The following is a 23,449-nucleotide window of genomic DNA, read 5'->3' on the forward strand; positions in this document are numbered from 1 at the left end:
GCTTTCAGACCCTGACCAGGGGCAGCAAGGCCGCGAGCAGCTTGGGACCGATCCCTTCCACGGCATCCAGCTCTTCGACCCGCTGGAAGCGGCCGTGCTGCGTTCGCCAGTCCACGATCCGCTGCGCGAGTACCGGGCCCACGCGTGGGAGGGTCGCCAGTTCGTCCGCTTCGGCGGTATTCAGGTTGATCTTGCCCGCAGCCGGAGGGGACCCCGCACCGCCTGTCGGGCTTCCCCTGGCGCTCGTGTCACCAGCCGCTGGATCACCGACTGCTGCATCTCCGGCCGGGGCGGTTTCACCCTGCAGCGGCACCAGCACTTTCTGCCCGTCCTCGAGGACCGCAGCGAGATTAAGCTGGTCAGGGTCCGCGTCCGTGGCGCTTCCTCCGGCCGCCGCGATGGCCTCGTGCAGGCGGCTGCCCTCCGGCAACTCCACGATTCCGGCACGGATGACCGCGCCGGCCACGTGCACGATGATTGTTCCGGGGGCACCGTCTCCTCTTCCGCCGGGAGCGCTGTCCGTGCCGGCCGCACCGGCCGTGGACCCGGTCTCGGGTTCAGGGACGGTTGCTTCGCCGTTTTCCGTACTGTTCACGGCGCTGATTGGACTGACGGCCGCTGTCACGTTCGCAGCCTGCCACCAGAACCAGCTCAGAAGCGCCATGGACGCCAGGCACAGCAGCGTGGCGGCCTGCCGGCCGGTGCGCCACCTGATGCGGGGACCGCGGCGGCCCGGCGAATCGCCCGAAGTCCGCTGTCCCTCGGCCCTGGAAACCAGCGGCGGTTCCCCGAGTAGGCCGGCTCCGTCGCCCGCCCGGACAGCGAACGACAGCCTGCGGCCAGCCGGGCCCGGCTCGTCGGTGGGTAGGTAGTCGGGATCGTGGCGCGGCATGCGCCCATCGTACGAAGCTTCGGAGTCGCCGCTCAGGGCTCTCGGTGCCTATGTGGATACTGGAGGAAGCGCGGAGAGTTGGCCCGGCGCCTATAGGCAGACACGGTCGATGGTCTGCCTCAGGATCCGCGGCGTCCCAGGTTCGCTCCCGTCAATCAGAGAGATTTGACCAGGAAGTATTCCAGAACGGATCCGTCGACGCGATCCAGCCAATCCACGTCGGCGCGGGCGTCCGCGATTGGTTCCCCGGCCGTGACGGGGTGCCAGCCCGGGAAGGGGTCCGCGGGCAGTTCCTGCTCCTGTTCAGGATCCGGGCCGGGATCCAGGGGCAGGGCCTGGTCCAGGTCAGCGTCTCGGTCCGGGGGCATGGCTGCGCCTATGTCGAGGTCCCTGTCCGGGTCCGGGTACATTTCCCCGGCTGCGTCCATGTCCGCGGCTGCATCTACCCCGGGGTCCGGGTAGGTGGCCAGGATTCCGGGTGGCCAGTGGGGTGGTTCCCAGTCCTGTTGTTCGCTGGGGTAGTACCGTCCGGACGGGGAGGTCCAGCCGGGCGGGGCGTCTTTGCTGGCTCCGGCCGGTGTCCAGGCTGAACTGTGTTTCAGCCCGTGATGCTTGCGGCACGGCCCGCCGAGGTTGGTGATCCCGGTGGTCCCTCCGTCGGCCCAGGCCAGGAGATGGTCCGCGTCGTTGTCCAGGGAATGGTTGTGACAGCCCGGGAACGGGCACCGGCCATCGCGGAGCCGCAGCCACTGCCGCAGCGCGGGGGGCAGGCGGTAGCTGCTCCGGCCGATTTCCAGCGGCGCCCCGTCCCGCGGGTCCACCAGGACCCGGTAAAACGAGCCGGCCCCCTCGGCGATCAGGCGCCGGGCCATCGAGGGCGGGATCGTCCAGCATCGTCGGTTCCTCAGTGGCGCCCAGCAGCGAGAACACGGGCACGGTGATCAGGACCTGCGCCCGCGGCGACGGCACACCCCCGCCCGCACCCGCCCCCTCAGCGCCCGCGGCACCATCAGCGCCGGCGGTGAGGAGCCAGGTCGCGGCGATGTCGGCGCGCAACTGGGTCAGGGTGCGTGCCTCGGCCGGGCCCTGCAGGGCGCGGGCCGCGGCGGTGGTCCGGTCCCAGATCCCCGCGGCGGTATCGGCCGGAAGATACGCGGAGAACCACGCCATCCCGTCAGTATCCGGGCGGAACTCGACCCGCCGGTCCGCCGCGCACTTGGCGTGGCGTTTTTCGATGCTCTCCCGGTGGTGGCGTTCGCGCCACGTCCGGGCCTTCGCCCGGAGCCGGCCCGGGACGAGCTCCCCGGCCGGGCACCCCCGGGCCGGGTCCGGCGCGGCCGGGTCCAGGAAGTGCCCCTCCAGCGCCGCCGCCCCCGCCGGGTCCAGGTTCGTGGTTTCGTCCACCATGACCCTCGCGTGCGCCCAGGAAATCGTCCCCGCCGTGAGCGCGGCGAGGGTCAGCGGCAACGTCGTCGTCAGCGCCACGCAATCGCCCAGGAACCCGTCCGCGGCCCGTTCACTCACGGTCAGGACACACGCGACCTCCGCCCGCACCGCCATCTCCTGGCCCATGGCATGGTGCAGGGCCGTCGCCGGTGGCGCCACAGCGTCGGCGGCCCGCAGATAGGCCGCGGCCACCCGCACCTTCCACGCAGCGGCCCGAGCCTCCCACCGCGCCATGTCGGCCAGGCCATCCAGGCAGCCATCCGCCAGATCCCGCAACGGATCATCCCACAACGGATCAGCATCCCGGCGGAGACTGCCTCCGGACGGACCAGTCTGATCAGCGCCGGCCCCGGTCACGGAATCCAGCGCCGCAGTCAACGCCGCGACAGCCGCCAGGGCCTCCCTGCCCTCCGTCATCCAGTCCGTGCTTTCCATAAACCAAGACTATTCCGAGGCTACGACAATCTAATGAACCGGCTGCGTGGCCGTATTCGATTAACGGCCAGGACTCTTCGCGCGCTATCACCGGCGTATGTGCACTTTCAGCCGCGGGATAGCCCGAGACTAGGCTCTAAAAAGGTGCCGGCGTTCCCAGTGCCGCCGGGGCGCCGCTCTCCCCCACGATCACGGCTAGCACACCGAGTCCGGCATGGGCGGCCAGCACGGCCGGCAGCGCACTAATCTGGACGGGCGGAGAGCCGGGAAGCGATTCCGTCAGGTCCGCGGCGAGCTGCTCGGCCTCGGCCGGGTTGCCGAAATGGTGGACGGCGAGCCGTGCCTGACCCTCGGGCCGGCCGGCGGCGTCGGCCACCGCGATCTCCTTGAGCCGCGAGATGGCCTTCGGCGCCGACCGCACCTTCTCCAGCGGGACCACCTTGCCGTCCTCCAAAGCGAGGATGGGCTTGATCGAAAACATGGTCCCCCAGAGCGAGGCTGCGGCGCCGATCCGTCCCCCGCGCCGCAACTGTTCAAGGCTCGGCACGTAGAAGTACACCTTGGTGCGGGCCAGCTGTTGCTCGGTGCACTCGCGCACTTCCGCTGCCGTCCTGCCGTCCGCCGCGGCGACCACAGCGCTCTGGACCCCCATCCCCTGCGCCATGCCGACCGTGCGCGAGTCCAGGACCTCCACGGGAATGCTCACGCGCGTGGCGGCAAGCCGGGCCGAGTCCGCGGTCCCGGACAGTTCGCCGGAAATGTGGACCGACACAACAGCCGCGAAACCACGCCGCTGGGCCGCCAGGTAGGCCTGCTCGAATTGCCCGGGTGACGGACGCGAGGTCTTGACCGGCTTGCCGCTGGCAAGGGCCACGGCGATCGTGTCGGCGATGTCGTCCTCACCCTCGCCGTAAATCTCGGCACCCACCATCACTGGCATCGGCACGACGGTCAGCCGCCCGTCGGCGGAGAAGGCGCGGACCCAATCCGCCGGTAATGCTGCGGCGGAATCCGTGACGATGGCCGTGCGCACGGCGGGGGCCGCTTCGGGCCGGCGGGCCTGGCGGAGCGGGATGAGGCGCTCCTTCAGCCACAGCCACCCGGCTGGGTCGCGGTGGGGCACGAAGCACCTCCTGGTCTTTGCTCATGCTGTCGGGAAGCTTTGCTGTCGGGACACGCTCTGATGGCCAGCCGCCGGATCACCCCGGCGGCCGGCCAGGCCCGGCTAGGCCGGGACGATGTTGACCAGTTTAGGCGCCCGAACGATCACCGTGCGGATCCCGCGACCGTCGAGGGCACGCTGGACGTTTTCCGAGGCCAGCGCCAGTTCCCGCAGTTCGTCCTCGCCGATCTCGGAGGAGACTTCCAGGCGGTCCCGCACCTTGCCCTGGACCTGGACGACGGCGGTCACCGTGTCCTGCACCAGGAGCGCCTCGTCGTGGGCCGGCCAGCCGGCATTGGCGACGGACGCCGGGTGCCCCAGCACGTTCCAGAGATCCTCGGCCGTATACGGCGCGAAGAGGCTGAGGATGACCGCGACGGTCTCGACGGCTTCACGGACGGCCGGATCGGCGCCGCCGGCCCCACTGGCTGCGTCAATAGTTTTGCGGGTCGCGTTCACCAGTTCCATCAGCTTGGCCACGACCACATTGAATTTGTTGTGGTCCAGCAGGGCTTCCGCGTCGGCGATGGTGCGGTGCGTGACGGTTCGCAGGGCCCGGTCGCCGGCGGCGTAGTCGACGCCGGGTGCGCTGGTGACGTCCTGTCCCAGCCGCCAGGCACGGGCCAGGAACTTCGCGGAGCCCGACGGCGAAACGTCCGCCCAGTCGACGTCGTCCTCCGGCGGGGACGCGAAGATCATGGTGAGCCGGACGGCGTCGACGCCGTACTTGTCCAGCTGTTCGCCCAGGTCCACGCCGTTGCCCAGGGACTTGCTCATGGCCTTGCCGCCGTTGAGCACCTGCCCCTGGTTCAGCAGCGCGCTGAACGGCTCATCGGCGTCGATCATGCCCAGGTCGTGGATGACCTTGGTGAAGAACCGGGCGTAGAGCAGGTGCAGGATGGCGTGCTCCACACCGCCCACATACTGGCCGACCGGCATCCAGTCGTTGATCTTCTGCGGATCGAACGGGCCGTCGGTGTACTGCGGGGAGACGAAGCGCAGGAAGTACCAGGAGGAATCCACGAAGGTGTCCATGGTGTCCGTGTCCCGCTTGGCCGGACCGCTGCAGCTGGGGCACTCGACGTTGACCCAGCTGTCGACGGCGGCCAGCGGTGACGTTCCCTTCGGGGACAGGTCTTCGCCGCGCAGGTCGGCCGGCAGCGTGACGGGCAGCTGATCGTCCGGGACCGGGACTTCCCCGCAGGCGGGGCAGTGGATGATCGGGATCGGGGTACCCCAGAACCGCTGCCGGCTGAGCAGCCAGTCGCGCAGCCGGAAATTCACAAATTTCTCGCCCGTGCCCTGCTGCTCCAGGATCCCGATGGCGGCCGGGATGGCATCCGCCTTGGGCAGTCCGTCCAGGGAGCCGGAGTTGATCAGGGTTCCCTCGCCGGAGGTCGCGGTGCCGCTGACCGCGGGGTCTTCCTGGCCCGTGTCCAGCACGGCCCGGACCGGCAGGTCGAAGGTCCGGGCGAAGTCGAGGTCGCGCTGGTCATGCGCCGGGACGGCCATGATGGCTCCGGTGCCGTAGTCCGCCAGCACGTAGTCGGCCGCCCAGACAGGGAGCTTCTCGCCGTTCAGCGGGTTGATCGCGTAACGGCCGGTGAAGACGCCGGTCTTCTCCCGCTCGGTGGACTGGCGTTCGATTTCGGAGAGCGCCTTGACCTGTTCGCGGTACGCGTCCAGGGCGGCAGCGTGCTCCTGGCTGACGAGTTCGACGGCGATCGGCGCGTCCGCGGCGACCACGAAGAACGTCGCGCCGTACAGGGTGTCCGGGCGGGTGGTGAACACCGTAACGTCCTTGGCGGGTTTGCCGCCGTCGGCCTCGATCACAAAGGTGACGTGCGCGCCCTCGGACCGTCCGATCCAGTTCTTCTGCATGGCCAGGACACGTTCGGGCCAATGCCCGCGCAGTTCGTCCATGTCATCGAGCAGCCGGTCGGCGTAGTCGGTGATCTTGAAGTACCACTGGTTGAGTGACTTCTTGGTGACCGGGGTACCGCAGCGCTCACAGGCACCGTTGACCACCTGTTCGTTGGCCAGCACCGTCTGGTCCTTGGGGCACCAGTTGACCGGGGAATTCTTGCGGTAGGCCAGTCCGCGCTCGTGGAAGCGCTTGAAGAGCCATTGCGTCCAGCGGTAGTACTCCGGGTCGGAGGTATGGATCCGGCGGGACCAGTCGGCGGAGATGGCGTAGCGCTTGAACGATGCCGCCTGGGTTTCGATGTTGGCGTAGGTCCACTCGCTGGGGTGGGCGTTGCGCTTGATGGCCGCGTTCTCGGCGGGAAGCCCGAACGAATCCCAGCCGATCGGGTGCAGCACGTCAAAGCCCTTTTGCCGCAGGTAGCGCGCGACGACGTCGCCCATCGCGAACGCCTCGGCGTGGCCCATGTGCAGGTCACCGGACGGGTAAGGGAACATGTCCAAAACGTAGCGGCGTTCCTTGGAACCGTCATCGAGAGGCGTGAAGACTTTCAGGTCCTCCCAGACCTGCGGCCATCTGGCTTCCATTGCCGCAAAACTGTAGGCACCTTCCTCGGGGCCATCCGTTCCGACTCCTGCTGTTCCGGTTTCTGTCTCCGGCTGAACGCTCACTGCTGGCCTCTTCTGTTCTTCACGCCTGATTACCGTCAAGTCTGTACTACGGGGGCCCGTCGCGCTCGGCCCCTCCCCCTGCCGCCGTTCCCGAAAAGGGCCCAGACGCACAAAAGCCCCTCGACACGGAGGGGCGGCCGCTCGACAGTCCGAATTCTCCTCGGAACGCCGGGCGGCTAGCTAAGCAGAAGGATCGCACGCATAGAACCACTTTAGCGCCTTTGGCCGCGCCGCGGGTGGAGCATGGCCCGCCCCTCGATGATCGGCGGCCCAACGGGAAGCTGGCCGGGACGAAAGGCGGAGAATCCGGCGGGTCCGGGCAGCGCTCAAATTGTTATAAACCTAACACTGGGAAACAGCGGTACTTACTAATAATGCTATTTGCCGGGACGGCGAGTGCTAAAAGTTAGCGTGCGAGTAGTTTGCAGAAATAGGCAGGTAGCAGTTCTTGGCATCCGAGGGGTCCCAAGGGAGCCATCCACGTAGTCCCTGGACTCTCGTTGAATGCGTCCCTGGGCTCTCGTTAAATGCGCAGCACTGCATCTTTCTGACTACTCGAAACGCCCGTGGTTTCCGGTATTCCAGCGGCCTTGCCAACGCCCTCGAATAGGCACACTATTCTCCCAAGATCCCTGGGGGGGATTCACCAAATCTTGGGTTGAGGAGCCTGCCATGTATCCCTTCGACGTTTCAGTGCCGCGCAAATTAATTCTCCCAACGGAGCGCATCGACGCTACCGGCAGCCACCAGAAAATGGCCTAGCCATGTTTGGCTGGATAACCCGGTACAGTTTGCACTTCCGCATCCTCGTTCTCGCCCTCGCCGCCGGACTCATTGCCTTCGGCGTCGTGAACGTCCCCCGCATCGCAGTGGATACCCTGCCCGAGTTCGCACCGGCGCAGGTTGAGATCCAGACCGAGGCGCTGGGCCTTTCGGCTGTTGAGGTGGAACAGCTCATTACTTCCCCGATGGAGGCCGATCTCCTCAATGGAGTGGCCTGGCTGGATGAGATCCGGTCCAAATCCGTTCCGGGGCTCTCATCCATTGAACTCGTCTTCGAGCCGGGCACGGACCTGCTCCGTGCCCGGCAACTGGTGGCGGAACGGATGACCCAGGCGCACGCCCTGCCGAACGTCTCGTCCCCGCCGATGATCATGCAGCCGATGTCCTCCACCAGCCGCGTGCTGATGGTCCGGTTAAACTCCAAGCAGCTCTCCGGCATCGAGATGTCCGTCCTGGCACGCTGGAAGATCAAACCGCGCCTGGTCGGCATTCCGGGGGTAGCGAACGTATCCATTTGGGGCCAGCGTGAACAGCAGCTTCAGGTGGAGGTCACTCCCACCCAGCTGCGCGACCGGGGCATCACCCTGGAACAGATCATCAAGACCGCCGGCAACGCGGTCTGGGTCTCACCGTTGAGCTTCCTTGAGGCGTCCACTCCGGGCACCGGCGGATTCGTGGAGTCCCCCAGCCAGCGTTTGGGTATCCAGCACGTTCTTCCCATCCGCACCCCGGCGGACCTGGCCAAAGTCAGCGTGGAGGACGCGCCCGAGCCGATGATGCTGGGCGAGATAGCAAACGTCAAGGAAGACCATCAGCCCCTGATCGGCGATGCCGTCGTCGGCCAGGATGCAGGCCTGATGCTGGTCGTGGAGAAATTCCCGGGGACCAGCACGGTGGATGTGACCCGTGATGTCGAGGCAGCCCTGCAGGACATGGGACCGGGACTCACCGGCGTCACAATCGACACCAGCGTGTTCCGTCCCGCCACTGCCGTTCAGGACACCGTGGACGGTCTCGGTGTCGCGCTGCTGCTCAGCCTCCTGATCGCTGTGGCACTATTCTGGCTGCTCTTCCGCTCCTGGCGGGTCGCTGTGATCGCCCTGGTGGCCATCACGACGACGGTCATGACCGCGGCCGTAGTGCTCTACTCGCAAAACGCCACGCTCAACATCACGGTGCTGCTCGGCATTCTGCTCGGCGTTTCGGTGATCGTCGGTGACATTGTGGAGGACGTCCAGGCGCAGCGCCGCCGGCCCCTGACCACCGTGGCAACTGAAACCGAAGCCACGCTGCGGTCGCGCATAACGGACGCGGCCCGTGGCATCCGCACTCCGCTCTTCCACGCCTCAGTCATTATGGTTGTCGCGCTCATCCCGACGCTGTTTGTATCAGGTGTCGGCGGCTCCTTCTTCCAGCCGCTCTTCTGGTCGTTGGCGCTGGCCCTCGCAGCCGGGCTCCTGGTCGGCCTTTCCGTGACGCCGGTCCTGGCACAGATGCTGCTGCCCCGCGACACCGCCCGCCGGCCCGAGTCTGAGGCCGCCGGTCGTGCCCGTGCCCGCTACAACCGGGTCCTGGATGGCGCCCGTTCACGCCGCACCCTCAGCCTGGTCGCCGTTGCCGTCATCGGGGCCCTGGGCCTCGCCGCCGGATCCCAACTCGTGGCCAACCGGCCCATCGTCCCGACGCTTCCGGACAGGACCCTGCTGGTGCAGTGGGACACCATGGCCGGTACGTCCACTGACGAAGTCCGCCGGGTCGCCTCGAGGGCCTCGGAGGAACTGCGCGCGCTGCCGGGCGTGAGCGGCGTGGGCGGCCACATCGGCCGTGCCATCACCTCGGACCAGGTTGTCGGAAACAATTCCGCCGAGCTCTGGGTGTCAATAGCTGCGGACGCCGACTTCAGCGACACGGAGCAGGCAGTACGGGACGTGGTCCAGGGCTACCCCGGTATCTCCGATAACGTCACGAACTACTCGCAGCAGGAAGTCGGCAACATGCGCAGCACCCTGGAGCGGGGCTTCGCGGTGCGGGTCTATGGCACCGAGATGCCGATCCTGCGCGAAAAGGCCGAAGACGTCCGGAAGGCCCTGCAAAAGATCGACGGCGTCCAGAACCCGACGATCAACACCGCGGCGATGAACCCGATCGTGGAAGTCGAGGTCAATCTGGAGGCCGCCAACCGGGTGGGCATCAAGCCTGGCGACGCCCGGCGCGCCGCCGCGACCCTGATGCAGGGCGTCATCGTCGGCAACATGTTTGAACAACAGAAGGTGTTCGAAGTGGTAGTCCGTGGTGCGGCGAACGTCCGGGATGATCTCACCAGCATCCGCGAACTGCTCCTGGACACCCCCGACGGCGGACACGTCCAGCTCGGCGAGATCGCCGCAGTCCGGATGGTTCCCAATGAAGTAGTCATCCAGCACGACGCCACCTCCCGGCGGATCGACGTCGTAGCCGACATCGTCGGACGGCCCCTGGCCGACGTCCAGCGCGATATTGAAGCAGCCATAAAGCAGGTTCAGTTCCCGCTGGAATACCATGCCGAAATCCCCGCCAAATACGGTGAACTGCGGGCAGCTGACACGCTGGTGCTGTGGCTTGGAGCAGGGTCCCTCGTAGGCATCCTGCTCTTGCTCCAGACCGCGGTCCGGAGCTGGAAACTCGCACTCGCGGTCTTCCTGACCCTACCGGCGGCGCTGTCCGGTTCGTTTGTGGCCGCGTGGATCGGCGCGACGTCGATCTCCTGGCTGTCACTCACCGCCGTTGCTGCGGTGTTGGCCATCACGGCCCGCAACGCGGTGCTGCTGTCAGCACGGGCAGACGAACTATGGCGCTCGGCGCCGCAATCGTCCAGCACGGAAGTGGTTCTGACGGCGGCCCGCGAGCGGGTGTCGCCGGTCCTCAAAGCGGCACTCGTCACCGTCGCGGTCCTGATACCGCCGGCTCTGCTTGGCGGCAGTGTCGGCCAGGCCCTGATCGTCCCCATGCTGCTGATCATCGTCGGCGGCCTCATCACCGCGACGCTTGTGGCGCTGCTGGTGTTCCCCCTCCTGACCCTGTGGTTCGGTCCCCGCACCGCACCCGAAGAGTGGTCGGAAGTCTACGAAGCGGAAGTCCCCGTTCAGCCCGTCATGCAGGAAAAGGTGGAAGCAAAATGACCAGCCGAAAACCCCAACGGCGCCTACCCTTGGCGGCCGCTGTCTGTGCAGCTCTCGTGTTCTCCCTCCCGGCCTGCGCGGCGCCAACCGCCGCCCAGACGGCCGTCACTGAGGCCCCGGCCAAGGTGGAAAAGAACGCGGACACCGGCATCGCCAAGCTGACCCTGACCCAGCGGGGCGTGGATCGGCTGGAACTGAAAACCGAGCCGGTTACGGCCGGGGCGGGAACCGACATCACGCTGCCCTACGGGGCCCTGATGTACGACGCCAACGGCAAGACCTGGGTTTACACCAGCCCGGAACCGAGGGTCTTCGCGCGCCACGAGCTCACAGTGAGCAGGGTGGAAGCCGGCGTAGTCACGGCCACCGCCGGACCTCCGGTGGGAACGCAGGTGGTCACGGTAGGCGCGGCTGAGCTGTTCGGCGCCGAATTTAATACTGGCAAATGACATGCGCCGGATAGTCGCAGCCAGCCTCAGGTTCAGATCAATCATCATTGCGCTCGCCACGGCGATGATGGTTGTCGGCGGCGGGCAACTCAGCAGCGCCTCCGTGGACGTGTTTCCCGAGTTCGCGCCGCCCAAAGTCGAGGTCCAGACCGCCTGCCTTGGACTCACCGCCGCAGAGGTCGAGGAACTGGTCTCCGTTCCCCTGGAGGAGGCCTTCAACGGCATCGACGGCCTCGACCATATGAGGTCAAAGTCGGTTCCGCAGCTCTCCTCCATCGTGCTGGAATTCAAAAACGGCACCGATCTGCTCACCGCCAGGCAACTGGTGTCAGAGCGGATGGCAACCGTTATCCCGACCCTGCCCACCTGGGCCGCGCCGCCGCTGATGCTGCAGCCGCTGTCCTCGACCAGCAGGGTCATGAAGATCGGGATGTCCTCGGACACGCGCTCCCTGATCGAAATGTCCATGATCTCATACTGGAACGTCAGGGCCCATCTGCTCCGCGTTCCCGGAGTGGCCAACGTGGCGATCTGGGGTGAACGCCTCCAGATGCTTCAGGTTCAGGTTGACCCCAACAAGCTGGCGGCCCACAACGTCACGCTGGAAACCGTAATGACCTCCACCGGTGACGCCCTCGATGCGGGGCTGCTGCAGTACTCCCCCGGCGCGCTGATCGGAACCGGCGGAGCCCTCGATACACCCAGCCAGGCCTTGGGCATCCGCCACGTCCAGCCCATCACGTCGCCTGAAGAACTGGCGAAGGTGGCAGTGGAAGATCGTGGGGGCCAGGCCCCGCTCCGGCTTTCCGACGTCGCTACCGTCGTGGAAGATCACCAGCAGCTGATCGGTGACGCCGTCATCAACGGTGGTCCGGGGCTCATGCTGATCGTGGAGAAGCTCCCCTGGGGCAATACGCTCGAAGTCACGCGTGGGGTCGAAGAGGCGCTAAAGCAACTCGAACCGGGCCTCACCGGGATCGCGGTGGACACCACGATCTTCCGGCCGGCGACTTTCATCGAGGAATCACTGGGCAACCTGGGTGTGGCTCTTGTCCTCGGATGCCTCCTGGTCATCCTGGTCCTGAGCGTGTTCCTCTTCCAGTGGCGGACTGCGTTGGTCAGCGTGACGGCGATCCCGCTGTCCCTGATGGCCGCAGCACTGGTGTTGTATTGGACCGGAGGCACAATCAACACGATGGTGCTTGCGGGGTTGGTGATTGCCGTCGGGGTGGTGGTGGACGATGCCATCATCGACGTCGAAAACATCGTCCGGCGGCTCCGCCAGCACCGCGCCAGTGGCGGCACCGGAAGCACGGCCCGGGTGGTGGTCAACGCCTCGCTTGAGGTCCGGGGACCGATTGTGTATGCAACCCTGATCATCGTTGCCGCCACCGTGCCAATCTTCTTCCTGGACGGACTGACGGGGGCGTTCTTCCGGCCGCTCGCCACGTCGTACACCCTTGCGGTGATTGCGTCCATGCTGGTCGCGCTCACAGTCACACCGGCGATGGCGTACATCTTCCTGCGGAACGCCAAGCTGGAGGACCGCGATCCGCCGGTCGTCAGGGTACTCAAGCGCTGGTACGCCAAAGCGCTCCGGCCCATCGTCCGCCGTCCTGTGCCGGGATACCTTGCCCTGGGCGCGCTGGGCGTCGTCGGCATTGTGGCGGCCCCCCTGTTGGGCCAATCGCTGCTGCCGTCCTTCAAGGAACGGGACTTCCTGATGCACTGGCTCACGCAGCCGGGCACCTCCAACTCGGAGGAGGTCCGCGTCAGCCAGCTGGCCTGCAAGGAGCTCATGACGATACCGGGCGTGAACAACTGCGGGTCGCACATTGGACAGGCCTTCAACGCCGATGAGGTGGTGGGCGTCTACTTCGGTGAGAACTGGATCAGCGTCGACCCCGCGGTCGACTATGACGAAACCCTCGCGGCAGTCCAGGAAGTGGTTGATGGCTATCCCGGCATTGTCCGGGACGTCCAGACCTACCTTAAGGAACGCATCCGCGAGGTCCTGACCGGCACAGGTTACGCCGTCGTCGTCCGTGTATACGGTGACGACCTCACGATACTGAAGCAGGAGGCCGACAAGATCAAGACCATCCTGGGCGGCATCGAGGGGGCAGTGGGTGCGAAGGTCGCCCTCCAGGCCAACATTCCGCAGATCAACGTGGAAGTGAACCTGGACGCCGCGAACCGCTACGGGCTGAAACCTGGCGATGTGCGCCGCGCCGCGGCCACGATGATCGCCGGCGAGGAAGTGGGCGACATCTACCGGGACGGCAAGGCCTACGACGTCCAGGTCTGGAGCCCGCCGGAAACCCGGACCAGCGTCACGAGCATCGAGAACCTCCAGCTTGATACCCCGAGCGGGCAGAAGATCCGGTTGGCCGACGTCGCCACAGTGGCGGTCAAGCCCACCCCGAACGTCATCGAGCGTTCGGAAGGATCCCGGCGCATCGACGTCAGTGCCAATGTCAAGGAAGGCGATCTGGCGAAAGTTGTCGAGAACCTCGAGTCCCAGATGAAGTCGGTTGAGTTCCCGGTCGGCTACGAAGCGGTTACCCTCGGCGAATACGCAGAACGCCAGGCCGCCTCTCAGCGGCTGCTGCTCTACGCGATCGGCGCGGTCATCGTGGTCTTCCTGCTGCTCCAGGCGGCGTTCCGCAGTTGGCGGTTGGCGATTCTTGCCATCCTGACGCTGCCGGTGGCGCTGGTGGGCGGCATCATCGCAGCGCATTTGAGCGGCGGAATCCTCTCCCTCGGGTCGCTGGTCGGCTTCCTGACCCTGATGGGGATCGCGGCCCGAAACGGCATCCTGCTCATCAACCACTGCCAGCACCTGGAACAGTTCGAAGGGATGCCCTTCGGCCGGGACCTGGTGCTGCGTGGCGCGGCCGAACGGTTGTCACCGATCCTGATGACCACCCTCGCCACCGCGCTGGCCCTCGTGCCGCTCGTGGTCATGGGCAACATCCCCGGTCATGAGATCGAGCACCCGATGGCGGTGGTGATTCTGGGCGGCCTCGTCACCTCGACGCTGGTCAACCTGTTCATTGTCCCCTCGCTGTACCTCCGCTTTGCCAAGAAGGGTCCGGCCCGCCATCGCGGGCCACGCCAGCCCGAACCGGTCGCGGTCGGCTAGCCACCCGCCACCCATCATCCAAGAGAGAAGCCTGTGACATGCCTCTAGCAGGACAACGCTTCACCGCATACGGCTCGGCACTCCTGCTGGTGCTGGCCACGCTGACGGTGACGACGGCGGCTGCCGCCACCGCCGCACCGGGTCCAAAGGAGCTCTGCGGACCCGGCTCGGAGATCGACTTCGATCCCTGGGAATTCCCTGCCTCGCCGCGGATCAACAACAAATGGTTTCCGCTGAAGCCAGGGATGCAGTACACCACCGACGGCACCGTCACCTCGGCGGAAGGAACCAGCGCGCACAAGGTTGTCCATACCGTCACCGGCCTGACCAAGGTCATCGACGGGGTGAACACCCTGGTGATGTGGGACCGGGACTACTCCGACGGCGAGCTGGCTGAATCCGAGCTGGCGTTCTTCGCCCAGTCGGAGGATAACGACGTCTGGCTCTTCGGTGAGTATCCGGAGGAGTATGAAAACGGGGAGTTTGTGGGTGCGCCCAGCACCTTTATGAGCGGGATCGCCAAGGCACAGGCCGGAATCGCCATGCAGGCCCGTCCGAGGACCGGCACACCGGCGTATGTCCAGGCGTATGCGCCCACGGTTGATTTCCTCGACTGCGGCAACGTGATCGAAACGAACCAGCACGTCTGCGTCCCGACCGGATGCTACGACGATGTGCTGGTGATCGATGAATACAACCCGCTGGAACCGCCCGACGCCGGCCACCAGCGGAAGTTCTACTCCGCCGGCACCGGCCTCGTGCTGGTCACCGCAGTGGGCGGTGACCAGCAGGAGACCATGGACCTGGTGAAGATCCGCAAGCTCAGCGATGCGCAGCTCAGGAAGGTCAACGAGCAGGCACTGGAACTGGACAGGCGCGCCTATGAGGTCAGCAAGGATGTGTACGCCAAGACGCCTCCCGCCGTCGAGGTAGCTCCCCGGCGGCACCGGGACTGACCCGGGTTCCTCACCGGCGAAGAACAGGAAGAGCTCCGGCCAGCATTGCTGGCCGGAGCTCTCCTTGTGCCGGAAGGACCTACTTAACGTCGTCGTCGACCCAGTCCATGGACTTGGTGACGGCTTTCTTCCAGAGGCGCATCTGGCGCTCGCGCTCGGACTGTTCCATCTTCGGTTCCCAGCGCTTGTCCTCGGACCAGTTGGCGGAGCATTCGCCGAGGTCCTTCCAGAAGCCGACGGCGAGCCCGGCGGCGTAGGCGGCGCCCAGCGAGGTCGTTTCCACGACCTTGGGCCGGATCACCGGGACGCCCAGGATGTCCGCCTGGAACTGCATCAGCGCGTCGTTGGCGACCATGCCGCCGTCGACCTTCAGCTCAGTCAGCGGCACGCCCGAGTCGGCGTTGACGGCGTCGAGCACTTCGCGGGTCTGGAAGGCGGTGGCCTCCAGCGCCGCGCGGGCGATGTGGTTCTTGTTCACGAAGCGGGTCAGGCCGACAATCGCGCCGCGGGCGTCCGAACGCCAGTAGGGGGCGAACAGCCCGGAGAACGCAGGAACGATGTACACACCGCCGTTGTCCTCGACCGAAGCGGCAAGCGTCTCGACTTCCGGGGCGCTGCTGATCATGCCAAGGTTGTCCCGCAGCCACTGCACCAGCGACCCGGTGACGGCGATGGAGCCTTCCAGGGCGTAGTGCGGCGCGGCGTCGCCGAGCTTATAGCCGACCGTGGTCAGCAGCCCGTTCTTGGAGTGGACGATTTCCTCACCGGTGTTGAAGATGAGGAAGCAGCCGGTGCCGTAGGTGTTCTTGGCCTCGCCCGCGTCGAAGGCGGCCTGGCCGAACGTTGCCGCCTGCTGGTCGCCGAGGATGCCCGCGACCGGGACCTCGCGCAGCAGCTGCGAGGTGTGCACCGTGCCGTAAACCTCGGAGGAGGACTTGATGGCAGGCATCATGGACGCAGGCACTCCGAAGGCGTCCAGGATTTCCTGGTCCCAGGAGAGCGTCTCCAGGTCCATGAACATGGTCCTCGAGGCGTTGGTGACGTCCGTGACGTGGACTCCGCCGTCAGTTCCGCCGGTGAGGTTCCAGAGCACCCAGCAGTCGGTGTTGCCGAAGACCAGATCCCCGGCCTCGGCCTTGGCGCGGGCGCCCTCGACGTTGTCCAGGATCCACTTGATCTTGGTGCCCGAGAAGTAGGTGGCCAGCGGCAGGCCGACCTTCTGCTTGAACCGCTCCGGCCCCCCGTCCTTCGCCAGCTCATCGACGATCGACTGCGTGCGGGTGTCCTGCCAGACGATGGCGTTGTAGATAGCCTTGCCGGTTGTCTTGTCCCAGACGACGGCGGTTTCACGCTGGTTGGTGATTCCGACGGCGGCAATGTCGTGGCGGGTCAGGTTGGCCTTCGAGAGCGCGGAGCCGATCACCTCACGGGTGTTGTTCCAGATCTCGGCGGGGTCGTGCTCCACCCAGCCGGCCTGCGGGAAAATCTGCTCGTGCTCCATCTGGCCCGAGGAGACGATGTTTCCGCTGTGGTCGAACACGATGGCGCGGGTGCTGGTGGTGCCCTGGTCGATGGCGATTACGTACTGGTTCATGTTGACGTCCTTGTCGTGGGGCTGGCAGTTGAATGAGTGCGTACTTAGGCGTGGTTAGGTGTCTTAGGCTGCGGCCGCAATGATCGGCACCAAGAGGGCCACGAGACCGGCGAGGCCGCCACCGACCATCGGTCCAATGACCGGAATCCAGGAGTAGCTCCAGTCGGAGGATCCCTTGCCCTTCATCGGCAGCAGGGCGTGGGCGATGCGGGGGCCAAGGTCACGGGCCGGGTTGATGGCGTAACCGGTGGGGCCGCCGAGCGAGACACCGATGCCGACAACGAGCAGTGCCACCGCCAGCGGGCCAAGTCCCGACGGTGTCCCGCCGAAGGTCAGGATGACGAAGACCAGGACAAAGGTGCCGATGATCTCCGTGATCAGGTTCCACGGCGTGGAGCGGATGGCCGGACCGGTGGAGAAGACTGCCAGCTGGCTGGCGGGCTCCGGCTCGGCATCGAAGTGCTGCTTGTACGCCAGCCACATCACCACGGCGCCGAGGAACGCACCGAGCAGTTCACCGCCGAAGTAGGTGAGCGTGGAGACGAAGTCGACGGCAACGCCGGGTGCGTACTCCTTCTTGCCGTTGACCAGCAGGCCGAAGGTCACGGCGGGATTCAGGTGCGCCCCGGACTGGGCGGCGACGTAGACGCCGGAGAAGACGGCGATGCCCCATCCCCAGGTGACCATCAGGAACCCGCCGTTGTTGCCCTTGGTGCCTTTGAGTGCAACGTTTGCCACAACGCCGCAACCCAGCAGGGTCAGCATTGCGGTACCGAATACTTCGGACAGGAAAACTATTCCAAGAGACATCTTTGACTCCTCTAATTTTCTGTTGTCAGCCCCTCGCGAGTTTGAAGGGCTGTGGGGCCGGCGCCTGGTGGCGCCGCCGGCCGGCCACTGCGCCGGTCCCCCTGGGGGAACCACGCAGTCCCTGCGACCGGACGTTCCCCGTCCGGTCGAGGTCTATCAGGAGACCAGGCTGTGGACCTGGACGCCGTGGAATCGTTTGAGCACCTCCTGAGCGTGGCTGATCTCGAAGGACCGTGTTGCCGCGTCCCAGCCCAGCGGGCCGGAGAGGATGTCGGCAACCTCGTTCAGCAGCTCGCCGGTCACCAGTCCCCGGAAGGCCAGGGAGGTGCGGCGGATCAGGATGTCCACCAGGTGCCCGATCTGCTCGTTCCGGGCCATGAACTCCAATTCACGGACACTCAGTTCGCGGGTCGAGTGCAGGAGCCGGTCCGGGGCGGAACCCGGGCCGCCGTCGAGGTAGCTGATGACTTCCCCGGCGCGGGTGCCGTAGCGGGTCAGCAGTCCGGCGGTACGGTCCGCATCGCGGCCGGCGGCCATGTGCGCCTTGATCCAGCGCTGCACGCCGTCCGCGCTGGCCGGGAAGCCGGCGCCGCCGCCGATGGCGAGTTTCGCCGTCGAGAGCTTCCGTTCCACGCCGAGTTCGGCGAGCACGTCGTTGCTCAGGTGTTCGGCCAGGGCCCGGAAGGTGGTCCATTTGCCGCCGACGAGGCTGAACACGACGGCGCCGCCCTCCTGCCCGGGGATGCCGTCAGCGGAGCCGCCGGCACCGGCCCGGCGTTCGATCCGGTAGTCGCGGCTGACGAAGCCGGGCTGGGTGGCGTCGTGCCGGGGCAGCGGGCGGACGCCGGCGAACGTGTAGACGATCTGCTCCCGGTCCACCGTGATGTCCGGGAAGACGTGGCCGATCAGGTCGAAGAAATAGTCGATCTCAGCATCCGTGCACACGGCGTCTTCCGCCATGTCGGCGTCGACGTCGGTGGTGCCCACCAGGACCCGGTCGCCCATCGGATAGATCAGCACGATCCGGCCGTCGGTGTGTTCGAAGAAGATCTCGCGGCCGTTGCAGGCGTCCAGCAGTTCCGGATGGTCCAGCACGATGTGCGATCCCTTGGTGCCGCCCATAAAGGCCGACGGCGCGCCCATCGCCTGGTTGGTCAGGTCCACCCACGCGCCGGTGGTGTTGACGATGACGTCTGCGGAGAATTCGAACAGCTCACCGGTGAGCTCGTCGCGGAGTTCCACGATGCTGCCGGTCCGCCCGGGCCCTGCACCGTCCCTCACCGCGACGAGTGAGAGGTAGTTGCTGGCCCGGGCGTCGCTGGCGCCGGCGGCGCCCGCTTTCTCGCCGTCCTGCAGCACGTCCAGGGTCAGCCGCTCGGGGTTGTGGACGGAGGCGTCGAAGTAGGTGGCGGCGTACTTGATGCCGGGGTGCAGGCGCGGCAGTTCCGCCAGGGCCCGCTTGCGGCCGCGGAATTCGTGCCGGGGCACGCTGCCGCCATCACGGGAGAAGAAGTCGTACAGGCTCAGCCCGAGTTTGATCAGGAAGGCGCCGCGCTCCGTCGGCGCGCCCTGCTGCTTGTGGGTGAGGAAACGCAGCGGGGCCGCGAGGACACCGGAGAACGTGCTGAAGATGGGGATGGTGGTCTGCAGCGGCTTCACGTAGTGCGGGGCGATGCGCAGCAGCCGGTTGCGTTCCACCACCGATTCCCGGACCAGCCGGAACTCGCCGTTCTCGAGGTAGCGGATCCCGCCGTGGATCATGTGCGAGGAGGCGCCGCTGGCCCCCTGGCAGTAATCGCCGCACTCCACAAGGGCCACGTCCACACCCTGCAGGGCCAGGTCCCGGAACGTGCCCACTCCGTTGATGCCACCGCCGATGATCAGCACCTGCGCGTGGGGCCGCTTCCGCAGCTTCTGCACCGATGCTCGCTCGCCGGCCGTCGCCTGGTTGCGGGCTGAATCCTTCTGTCCCAAGAACTGCTCCTACTTTGCTGCTGTGCGGTGCGGCGCGCCGCGTGGCGCGGCGCCGTTCAACACTATTCTTTGGACTAATGGAAAATGGAGTCAAGCACTATGCACAAACGTGCAGAACGGAAATGGGATGACACCCTCACGCCACTCCGACGCCCTCCGCGCGGCCCAGTTGTATTACCTGCAGGACCTGACCATGGACGCCATCGCCCGCGAGCTCCGCACCTCCCGGTCCACGGTGTCGCGGCTGCTTTCCTCCGCCCGGGAATCCGGCCTGGTGCAGATCCAGATCCGCAGTCCGCTGGACACCGGACCCGAGCTGGCGAGCATGATCCGCGCCGAATTCAAGGTCGATGTGCACGTCGTCCCGGTGCTGGACACGCTCAATGAGGCGGAAACACTGGACCGTGTGGCCATGCAGGCCGCCCGCACCATCGGCCCCCTGGTCGACTCCAATGCCATCATCGGCGTCGCCTGGGGCTCCACCCTCAGCGCCGTCAGCCGGCACCTGACCCGGAAGATCACGCACGACAGCGTGATCGTGCAGCTCAACGGTGCAGGCAACATGCAAACCACCGGCATCACGTACGCCTCTGACATCATGCGTCGCTTTGGCAGCGCTTACGGGGCCCGGGTGGAGCAGTTCCCGGTGCCGGCGTTCTTCGACCACGCCGCGACCAAGAAGGCCATGTGGAATGAGCGCAGTGTGCAACGGATCCTCGACCTCCAGGCCCGGATGAGCATTGCCATTTTCGGCGTGGGATCGGTCGACGCCGACTACCCCAGCCACGTCTACGCGGGCGGTTACCTCGATGAGGACGACCTGAACGTGCTGGCCACTTCCGACGTCGTGGGAGATGTGGCCACCGTCTTCTTCCGGGCCGATGGCTCCGCGGACGGCATCGCCCTGAACGAGCGCTCCACCGGACCGGACCTGGCACAGTTGCGCCAGGTGCGCCGCCGCATCTGTGTGGTGTCCGGTGCCTCTAAGATCAACGGCCTGCGTGGCGCCCTTGCTGCGGGCCTGGCCACTGACCTGATCCTGGATGAGGCCAGCGCCCGGCGGCTGGTCAGCTTCGACGGGGCCGAGTCGGTAAAGTCGATGCTATGAAACCCTCGCCCCGGCTCAGCCTCAACAACGGTGTCCTGATCGACCAGTTGGGGTTCGGACTCTACAAAGTGCCTCCCGGCGATGCCGCCGGACTGGTGACCATGGCGCTCGAGGCCGGCTACCGGCATTTCGACACCGCCGCCATGTACGGGAACGAGACCGGCGCCGGCCGGGGCATTGGCTCGCTGTCCGGGTTCGTCAGCCCCGACGGCGCCCGCGGCGGCTCCGGCGAGGCCTCCCCCTCGCTCTCGCGTGAGGACCTGTTCGTCACCACCAAGCTCTGGAACGACGACCAGGGCTACGACGCCACACTGCGCGCCTTCGACACGTCCATGGCCAATCTCGGACTGGAATACGTGGACCTCTACCTGATCCACTGGCCATGTCCGCAGCGCGGGCTGTACGCCGAGAGCTACCGCGCCATGGAAACGCTGTACCGGGAAGGCAGGGCGCGGGCCATCGGCGTCTCGAACTTCCAGCCGGACCATCTGGACCGCCTGCTGCAGAGCGCGGAAGTCGTCCCCGCGGTCAACCAGATCGAACTGCACCCCTGGCTGCAGCAGGAGGAACTGCGCGCCCTGCACTCCGGGCTGGGCATCACTACCCAGGCGTGGAGCCCGCTGGGCCGCGGCCAGGTCCTGGCGGATCCGGTGGTGCTGGATCTCGCAGCAGCGCTCGGCAGGACCCCGGCGCAGGTCATCCTGCGCTGGCATGTCCAGCTGGGCAATGTCGCCATCCCCAAGGCCAGCTCGTACACCCGGATCAGGGAAAACCTGAACGTCTTCGGCTTCAGCCTCGACGTCGCCGCGATGGACGCCCTGGCCGGCCTGGAACGTGGCTTCCGCTCCGGCTCCCACCCGGACACCGTCAATTAGGACTGATCGAATGGAACCCGTGACCCTCGAGCCCTCCCCCGCGACGCCCCTGTTCAGCGCCGGACTGGAGGCCCGCACCCATGCCGCCGAAGTGGTCCTGGACGGCACCAGGGTCGCGTACTGGAGCTACGAGCCGGTCCGCGTGACGCCGGAGACCCGGACCATCCTGGTCATCCACGGCTTCCGCGGCGACCACCACGGCTTGCTCCGGGTCGCCGACCAGCTCTCCGAGATGCGGCTGATCATGCCGGACCTGCCCGGCTTTGGCAGCTCCGCCGCCTTCGCGGATGCCGAGCACAGCGTGGAGCGCTACGGCCGGTTCATCTCCGGCTTCATGGCGGCCCTCGGCCTGGGCAGCGATACGGTCCTGCTGGGGCACTCCTTCGGCTCCATCGTCGCCAGCCACTTCGTGGCGGCGAACCCCGGCACGGTCTCGGAACTGATCCTCATCAACCCGATCGCTGCCCCGGCCCTCGAGGGTCCCAAGGGGCTCATGACCAAGCTCGCCGTCCTGTACTACGAGGCTGCCGCGCGGCTTCCCCGCCGGCTGGGACAGGGCCTGCTGCGCAGCCAGCTGATCGTCCGGGTCATGAGCGAAACGATGGCGAAGACCCGGGACAAGCGGCTCCGCCGTTTTGTCCACGCCCAGCACAGCGCCTATTTCTCCGCGTTCGCCGACCGGGAAAGCCTGCTGGAGGCGTTCAAGGCCTCGGTCGGCAGCAACGTCGCGGAAGTCGCCCGCAGCCTGACCCTTCCGGTGCTGCTGATCGCTGGGGAGAAGGACGAGATCGCAATGCTGCCGGACCAGCACACATTGCTCGCCCTGCTGCCGGACGCGCACCTTGACGTGATCCCCGGCGTCGGCCATCTGATCCACTACGAGACCCCGGAGCCCGCCGCCGGCTTCATCCGCCGCTTCCTGAAGGACCATGCCGCGTGAAACTCCTGATCGATGCCCGCTTCACCCGGCTGGACCAGCACGACGGCATCAGCCGCTACGGGGCCAGCCTGATCGAGGCCACCGCGAAAATCGCCGATATCTCCATGCTGATCAGCGACGTCCGCCAGCTGGCACTGCTGCCGGATGTTCCCTACACGCTGATCAACAGTCCGCTGTCCCCGGCCGAGCTGTTTGTCGCCGGCACGATCAACCGGCTCGGCGCCGACGTGGTGGTGTGTCCGATGCAGACGATGGGCAGCTGGGGTCGGAAGTACGCCCTGGTGCTGACGCTGCACGACCTGATCTACTACGAACACCCCGCGCCCCCCGGCTTCCTGCCCGCTCCCGTCCGTGTGCTCTGGCGGCTCTACCACCAGGCGTTCTGGCCGCAGCGCCTGCTGCTGAACCGGGCCGACGTCGTCGCCACCATCAGTTCCACGACGGCGGCGCTGATCGCGAAGTACCGGCTCACCCGGCGTCCGGTCCGGATCGTCGGGAACGCCCCGCAGCACGGCCACACCCCGCGGGACCCGGGGGCGGGAGCGGACAAAACGCTGCTGTACATGGGTTCCTTCATGCCGTACAAGAATGTCGAGACCATGATCCGGGGCATGGCCGACCTGCCGGACATGAGCCTGCACCTGCTCAGCCGGATCACTCCCGAACGCCGGGCGGAACTCCAGGCCCTGGCACCGGCGGGCGCGGAGATCGTCTTCCACAACGGCGTGACCGACGCCGAGTACGAGGCCATGCTGGGACGCACCACGGCGTTGATCAGCCTCTCCCGGGCGGAGGGCTACGGGCTGCCCCTCGTGGAAGCCATGTCCCACGGCACCCCCGTGATCGCCAGCGACATCCCGATCTTCCGCGAGGTCGGCGGCGACGCCGTCAGCTATGTCCATCCGGATTCGCCCGCGGAGTTCGCCGCCGCGGTCCGGAAGCTCGAGGACCCGGATCTCTGGAAGGCCCGGTCCGGCCGTTCGGTGGAACGCGCCGCGGACTTCAGCTGGGACGAGTCCGCCCGCCGGCTGCTGGCCGCCGCGGAAGAGGCCCTGGCGCTGCGTGCCCGCCGTTCCGGGCGCGCGACGGGTCCGGCCCGGACGTAGAAGAACGAATCCATGCCGCAC

14 protein-coding genes and 1 pseudogene are annotated in these 23,449 nt (G+C 66.7%); 8 read left to right on the forward strand and 7 right to left on the reverse strand.

The features are described from left to right. Window positions 1–4 precede the first annotated feature (4 nt). From AC50X9_RS09105 to leuS, 4 genes and pseudogenes are all read right to left on the reverse strand, one after another. Window positions 5–892: a ComEA family DNA-binding protein gene (locus AC50X9_RS09105; RefSeq protein WP_494892658.1), complete on the reverse strand. Its 888-nt coding sequence runs from the start codon at window positions 890–892 to the stop codon at window positions 5–7. Window positions 893–1,047: 155 nt separating this feature from the next. Next, window positions 1,048–2,755, reverse strand: a pseudogene (locus tag AC50X9_RS09110) (HNH endonuclease signature motif containing protein). 154 nt (window positions 2,756–2,909) lie between these two features. Next, window positions 2,910–3,896, reverse strand: a complete 987-nt coding sequence (locus tag AC50X9_RS09115) for a DegV family protein (protein WP_494892660.1) — start codon at window positions 3,894–3,896, stop codon at window positions 2,910–2,912. A 102-nt stretch (window positions 3,897–3,998) separates the two neighbouring features. Beyond that, complete coding sequence (gene leuS / locus AC50X9_RS09120; protein WP_494892662.1) at window positions 3,999–6,530, reverse strand: leucine--tRNA ligase; 2,532 nt, start codon at window positions 6,528–6,530, stop codon at window positions 3,999–4,001. Between the two features lie 764 nt (window positions 6,531–7,294). Between leuS and AC50X9_RS09125 the strand changes: the two genes are divergently transcribed. The 4 genes from AC50X9_RS09125 to AC50X9_RS09140 are packed head-to-tail and all read left to right on the forward strand — an operon-like array spanning window position 7,295 to window position 15,021. Then, the gene (locus AC50X9_RS09125) at window positions 7,295–10,471 is read left to right on the forward strand and encodes an efflux RND transporter permease subunit (protein WP_494892664.1); all 3,177 of its coding nucleotides are present in this window, start codon (window positions 7,295–7,297) and stop codon (window positions 10,469–10,471) included. Continuing rightward, a complete protein-coding gene (locus AC50X9_RS09130; protein ID WP_494892666.1) occupies window positions 10,468–10,920 on the forward strand; it encodes a hypothetical protein in 453 nt (150 codons plus the stop codon). The genes AC50X9_RS09125 and AC50X9_RS09130 overlap by 4 nt, the downstream gene beginning before the upstream one ends. Window position 10,921: 1 nt before the next feature. Then, window positions 10,922–14,065 carry an efflux RND transporter permease subunit gene (locus tag AC50X9_RS09135; protein ID WP_494892668.1) on the forward strand — a complete coding sequence of 1,048 codons (3,144 nt, stop codon included), beginning with the start codon at window positions 10,922–10,924 and terminating at the stop codon, window positions 14,063–14,065. A 38-nt stretch (window positions 14,066–14,103) separates the two neighbouring features. Continuing rightward, entirely contained in the window at window positions 14,104–15,021 is a 918-nt protein-coding gene (locus AC50X9_RS09140) for a hypothetical protein (RefSeq protein WP_494892670.1), read from the forward strand. A 79-nt stretch (window positions 15,022–15,100) separates the two neighbouring features. On the opposite strand, the gene glpK is transcribed toward AC50X9_RS09140, so the two are convergent. The 3 genes from glpK to AC50X9_RS09155 all read right to left on the reverse strand — a co-directional run bounded on the left by glpK (window position 15,101) and on the right by AC50X9_RS09155 (window position 19,399). Next, on the reverse strand, window positions 15,101–16,615 hold the full coding sequence (gene glpK, locus AC50X9_RS09145; protein ID WP_494892672.1) for a glycerol kinase GlpK: 1,515 nt from the start codon (window positions 16,613–16,615) through the stop codon (window positions 15,101–15,103). A gap of 63 nt (window positions 16,616–16,678) precedes the next feature. Next, a complete protein-coding gene (locus AC50X9_RS09150; RefSeq protein WP_494892674.1) occupies window positions 16,679–17,425 on the reverse strand; it encodes an MIP/aquaporin family protein in 747 nt (248 codons plus the stop codon). 156 nt (window positions 17,426–17,581) lie between these two features. After that, window positions 17,582–19,399: a glycerol-3-phosphate dehydrogenase/oxidase gene (locus tag AC50X9_RS09155; protein WP_494892676.1), complete on the reverse strand. Its 1,818-nt coding sequence runs from the start codon at window positions 19,397–19,399 to the stop codon at window positions 17,582–17,584. A 127-nt stretch (window positions 19,400–19,526) separates the two neighbouring features. On the opposite strand from AC50X9_RS09155, the gene AC50X9_RS09160 reads away from it, so the two are divergent. Genes AC50X9_RS09160 through AC50X9_RS09175 form a run of 4 tightly spaced genes read left to right on the forward strand, consistent with a single transcriptional unit; the run spans window position 19,527 to window position 23,428 of the window. Continuing rightward, window positions 19,527–20,507 (forward strand): sugar-binding transcriptional regulator, encoded by a 981-nt coding sequence (locus AC50X9_RS09160; protein WP_494892678.1) that lies wholly within the window; start codon window positions 19,527–19,529, stop codon window positions 20,505–20,507. Continuing rightward, entirely contained in the window at window positions 20,504–21,382 is an 879-nt protein-coding gene (locus tag AC50X9_RS09165) for an aldo/keto reductase (protein WP_494892680.1), read from the forward strand. The genes AC50X9_RS09160 and AC50X9_RS09165 overlap by 4 nt, the downstream gene beginning before the upstream one ends. A gap of 10 nt (window positions 21,383–21,392) precedes the next feature. Further along, window positions 21,393–22,322 carry an alpha/beta fold hydrolase gene (locus AC50X9_RS09170; RefSeq protein WP_494892682.1) on the forward strand — a complete coding sequence of 310 codons (930 nt, stop codon included), beginning with the start codon at window positions 21,393–21,395 and terminating at the stop codon, window positions 22,320–22,322. After that, entirely contained in the window at window positions 22,319–23,428 is a 1,110-nt protein-coding gene (locus tag AC50X9_RS09175) for a glycosyltransferase family 4 protein (protein ID WP_494892684.1), read from the forward strand. The genes AC50X9_RS09170 and AC50X9_RS09175 overlap by 4 nt, the downstream gene beginning before the upstream one ends. The last annotated feature ends 21 nt before the right edge of the window (window positions 23,429–23,449 follow it).

The sequence above is a fragment of the Pseudarthrobacter sp. HLT1-3 genome, from assembly GCF_059383535.1.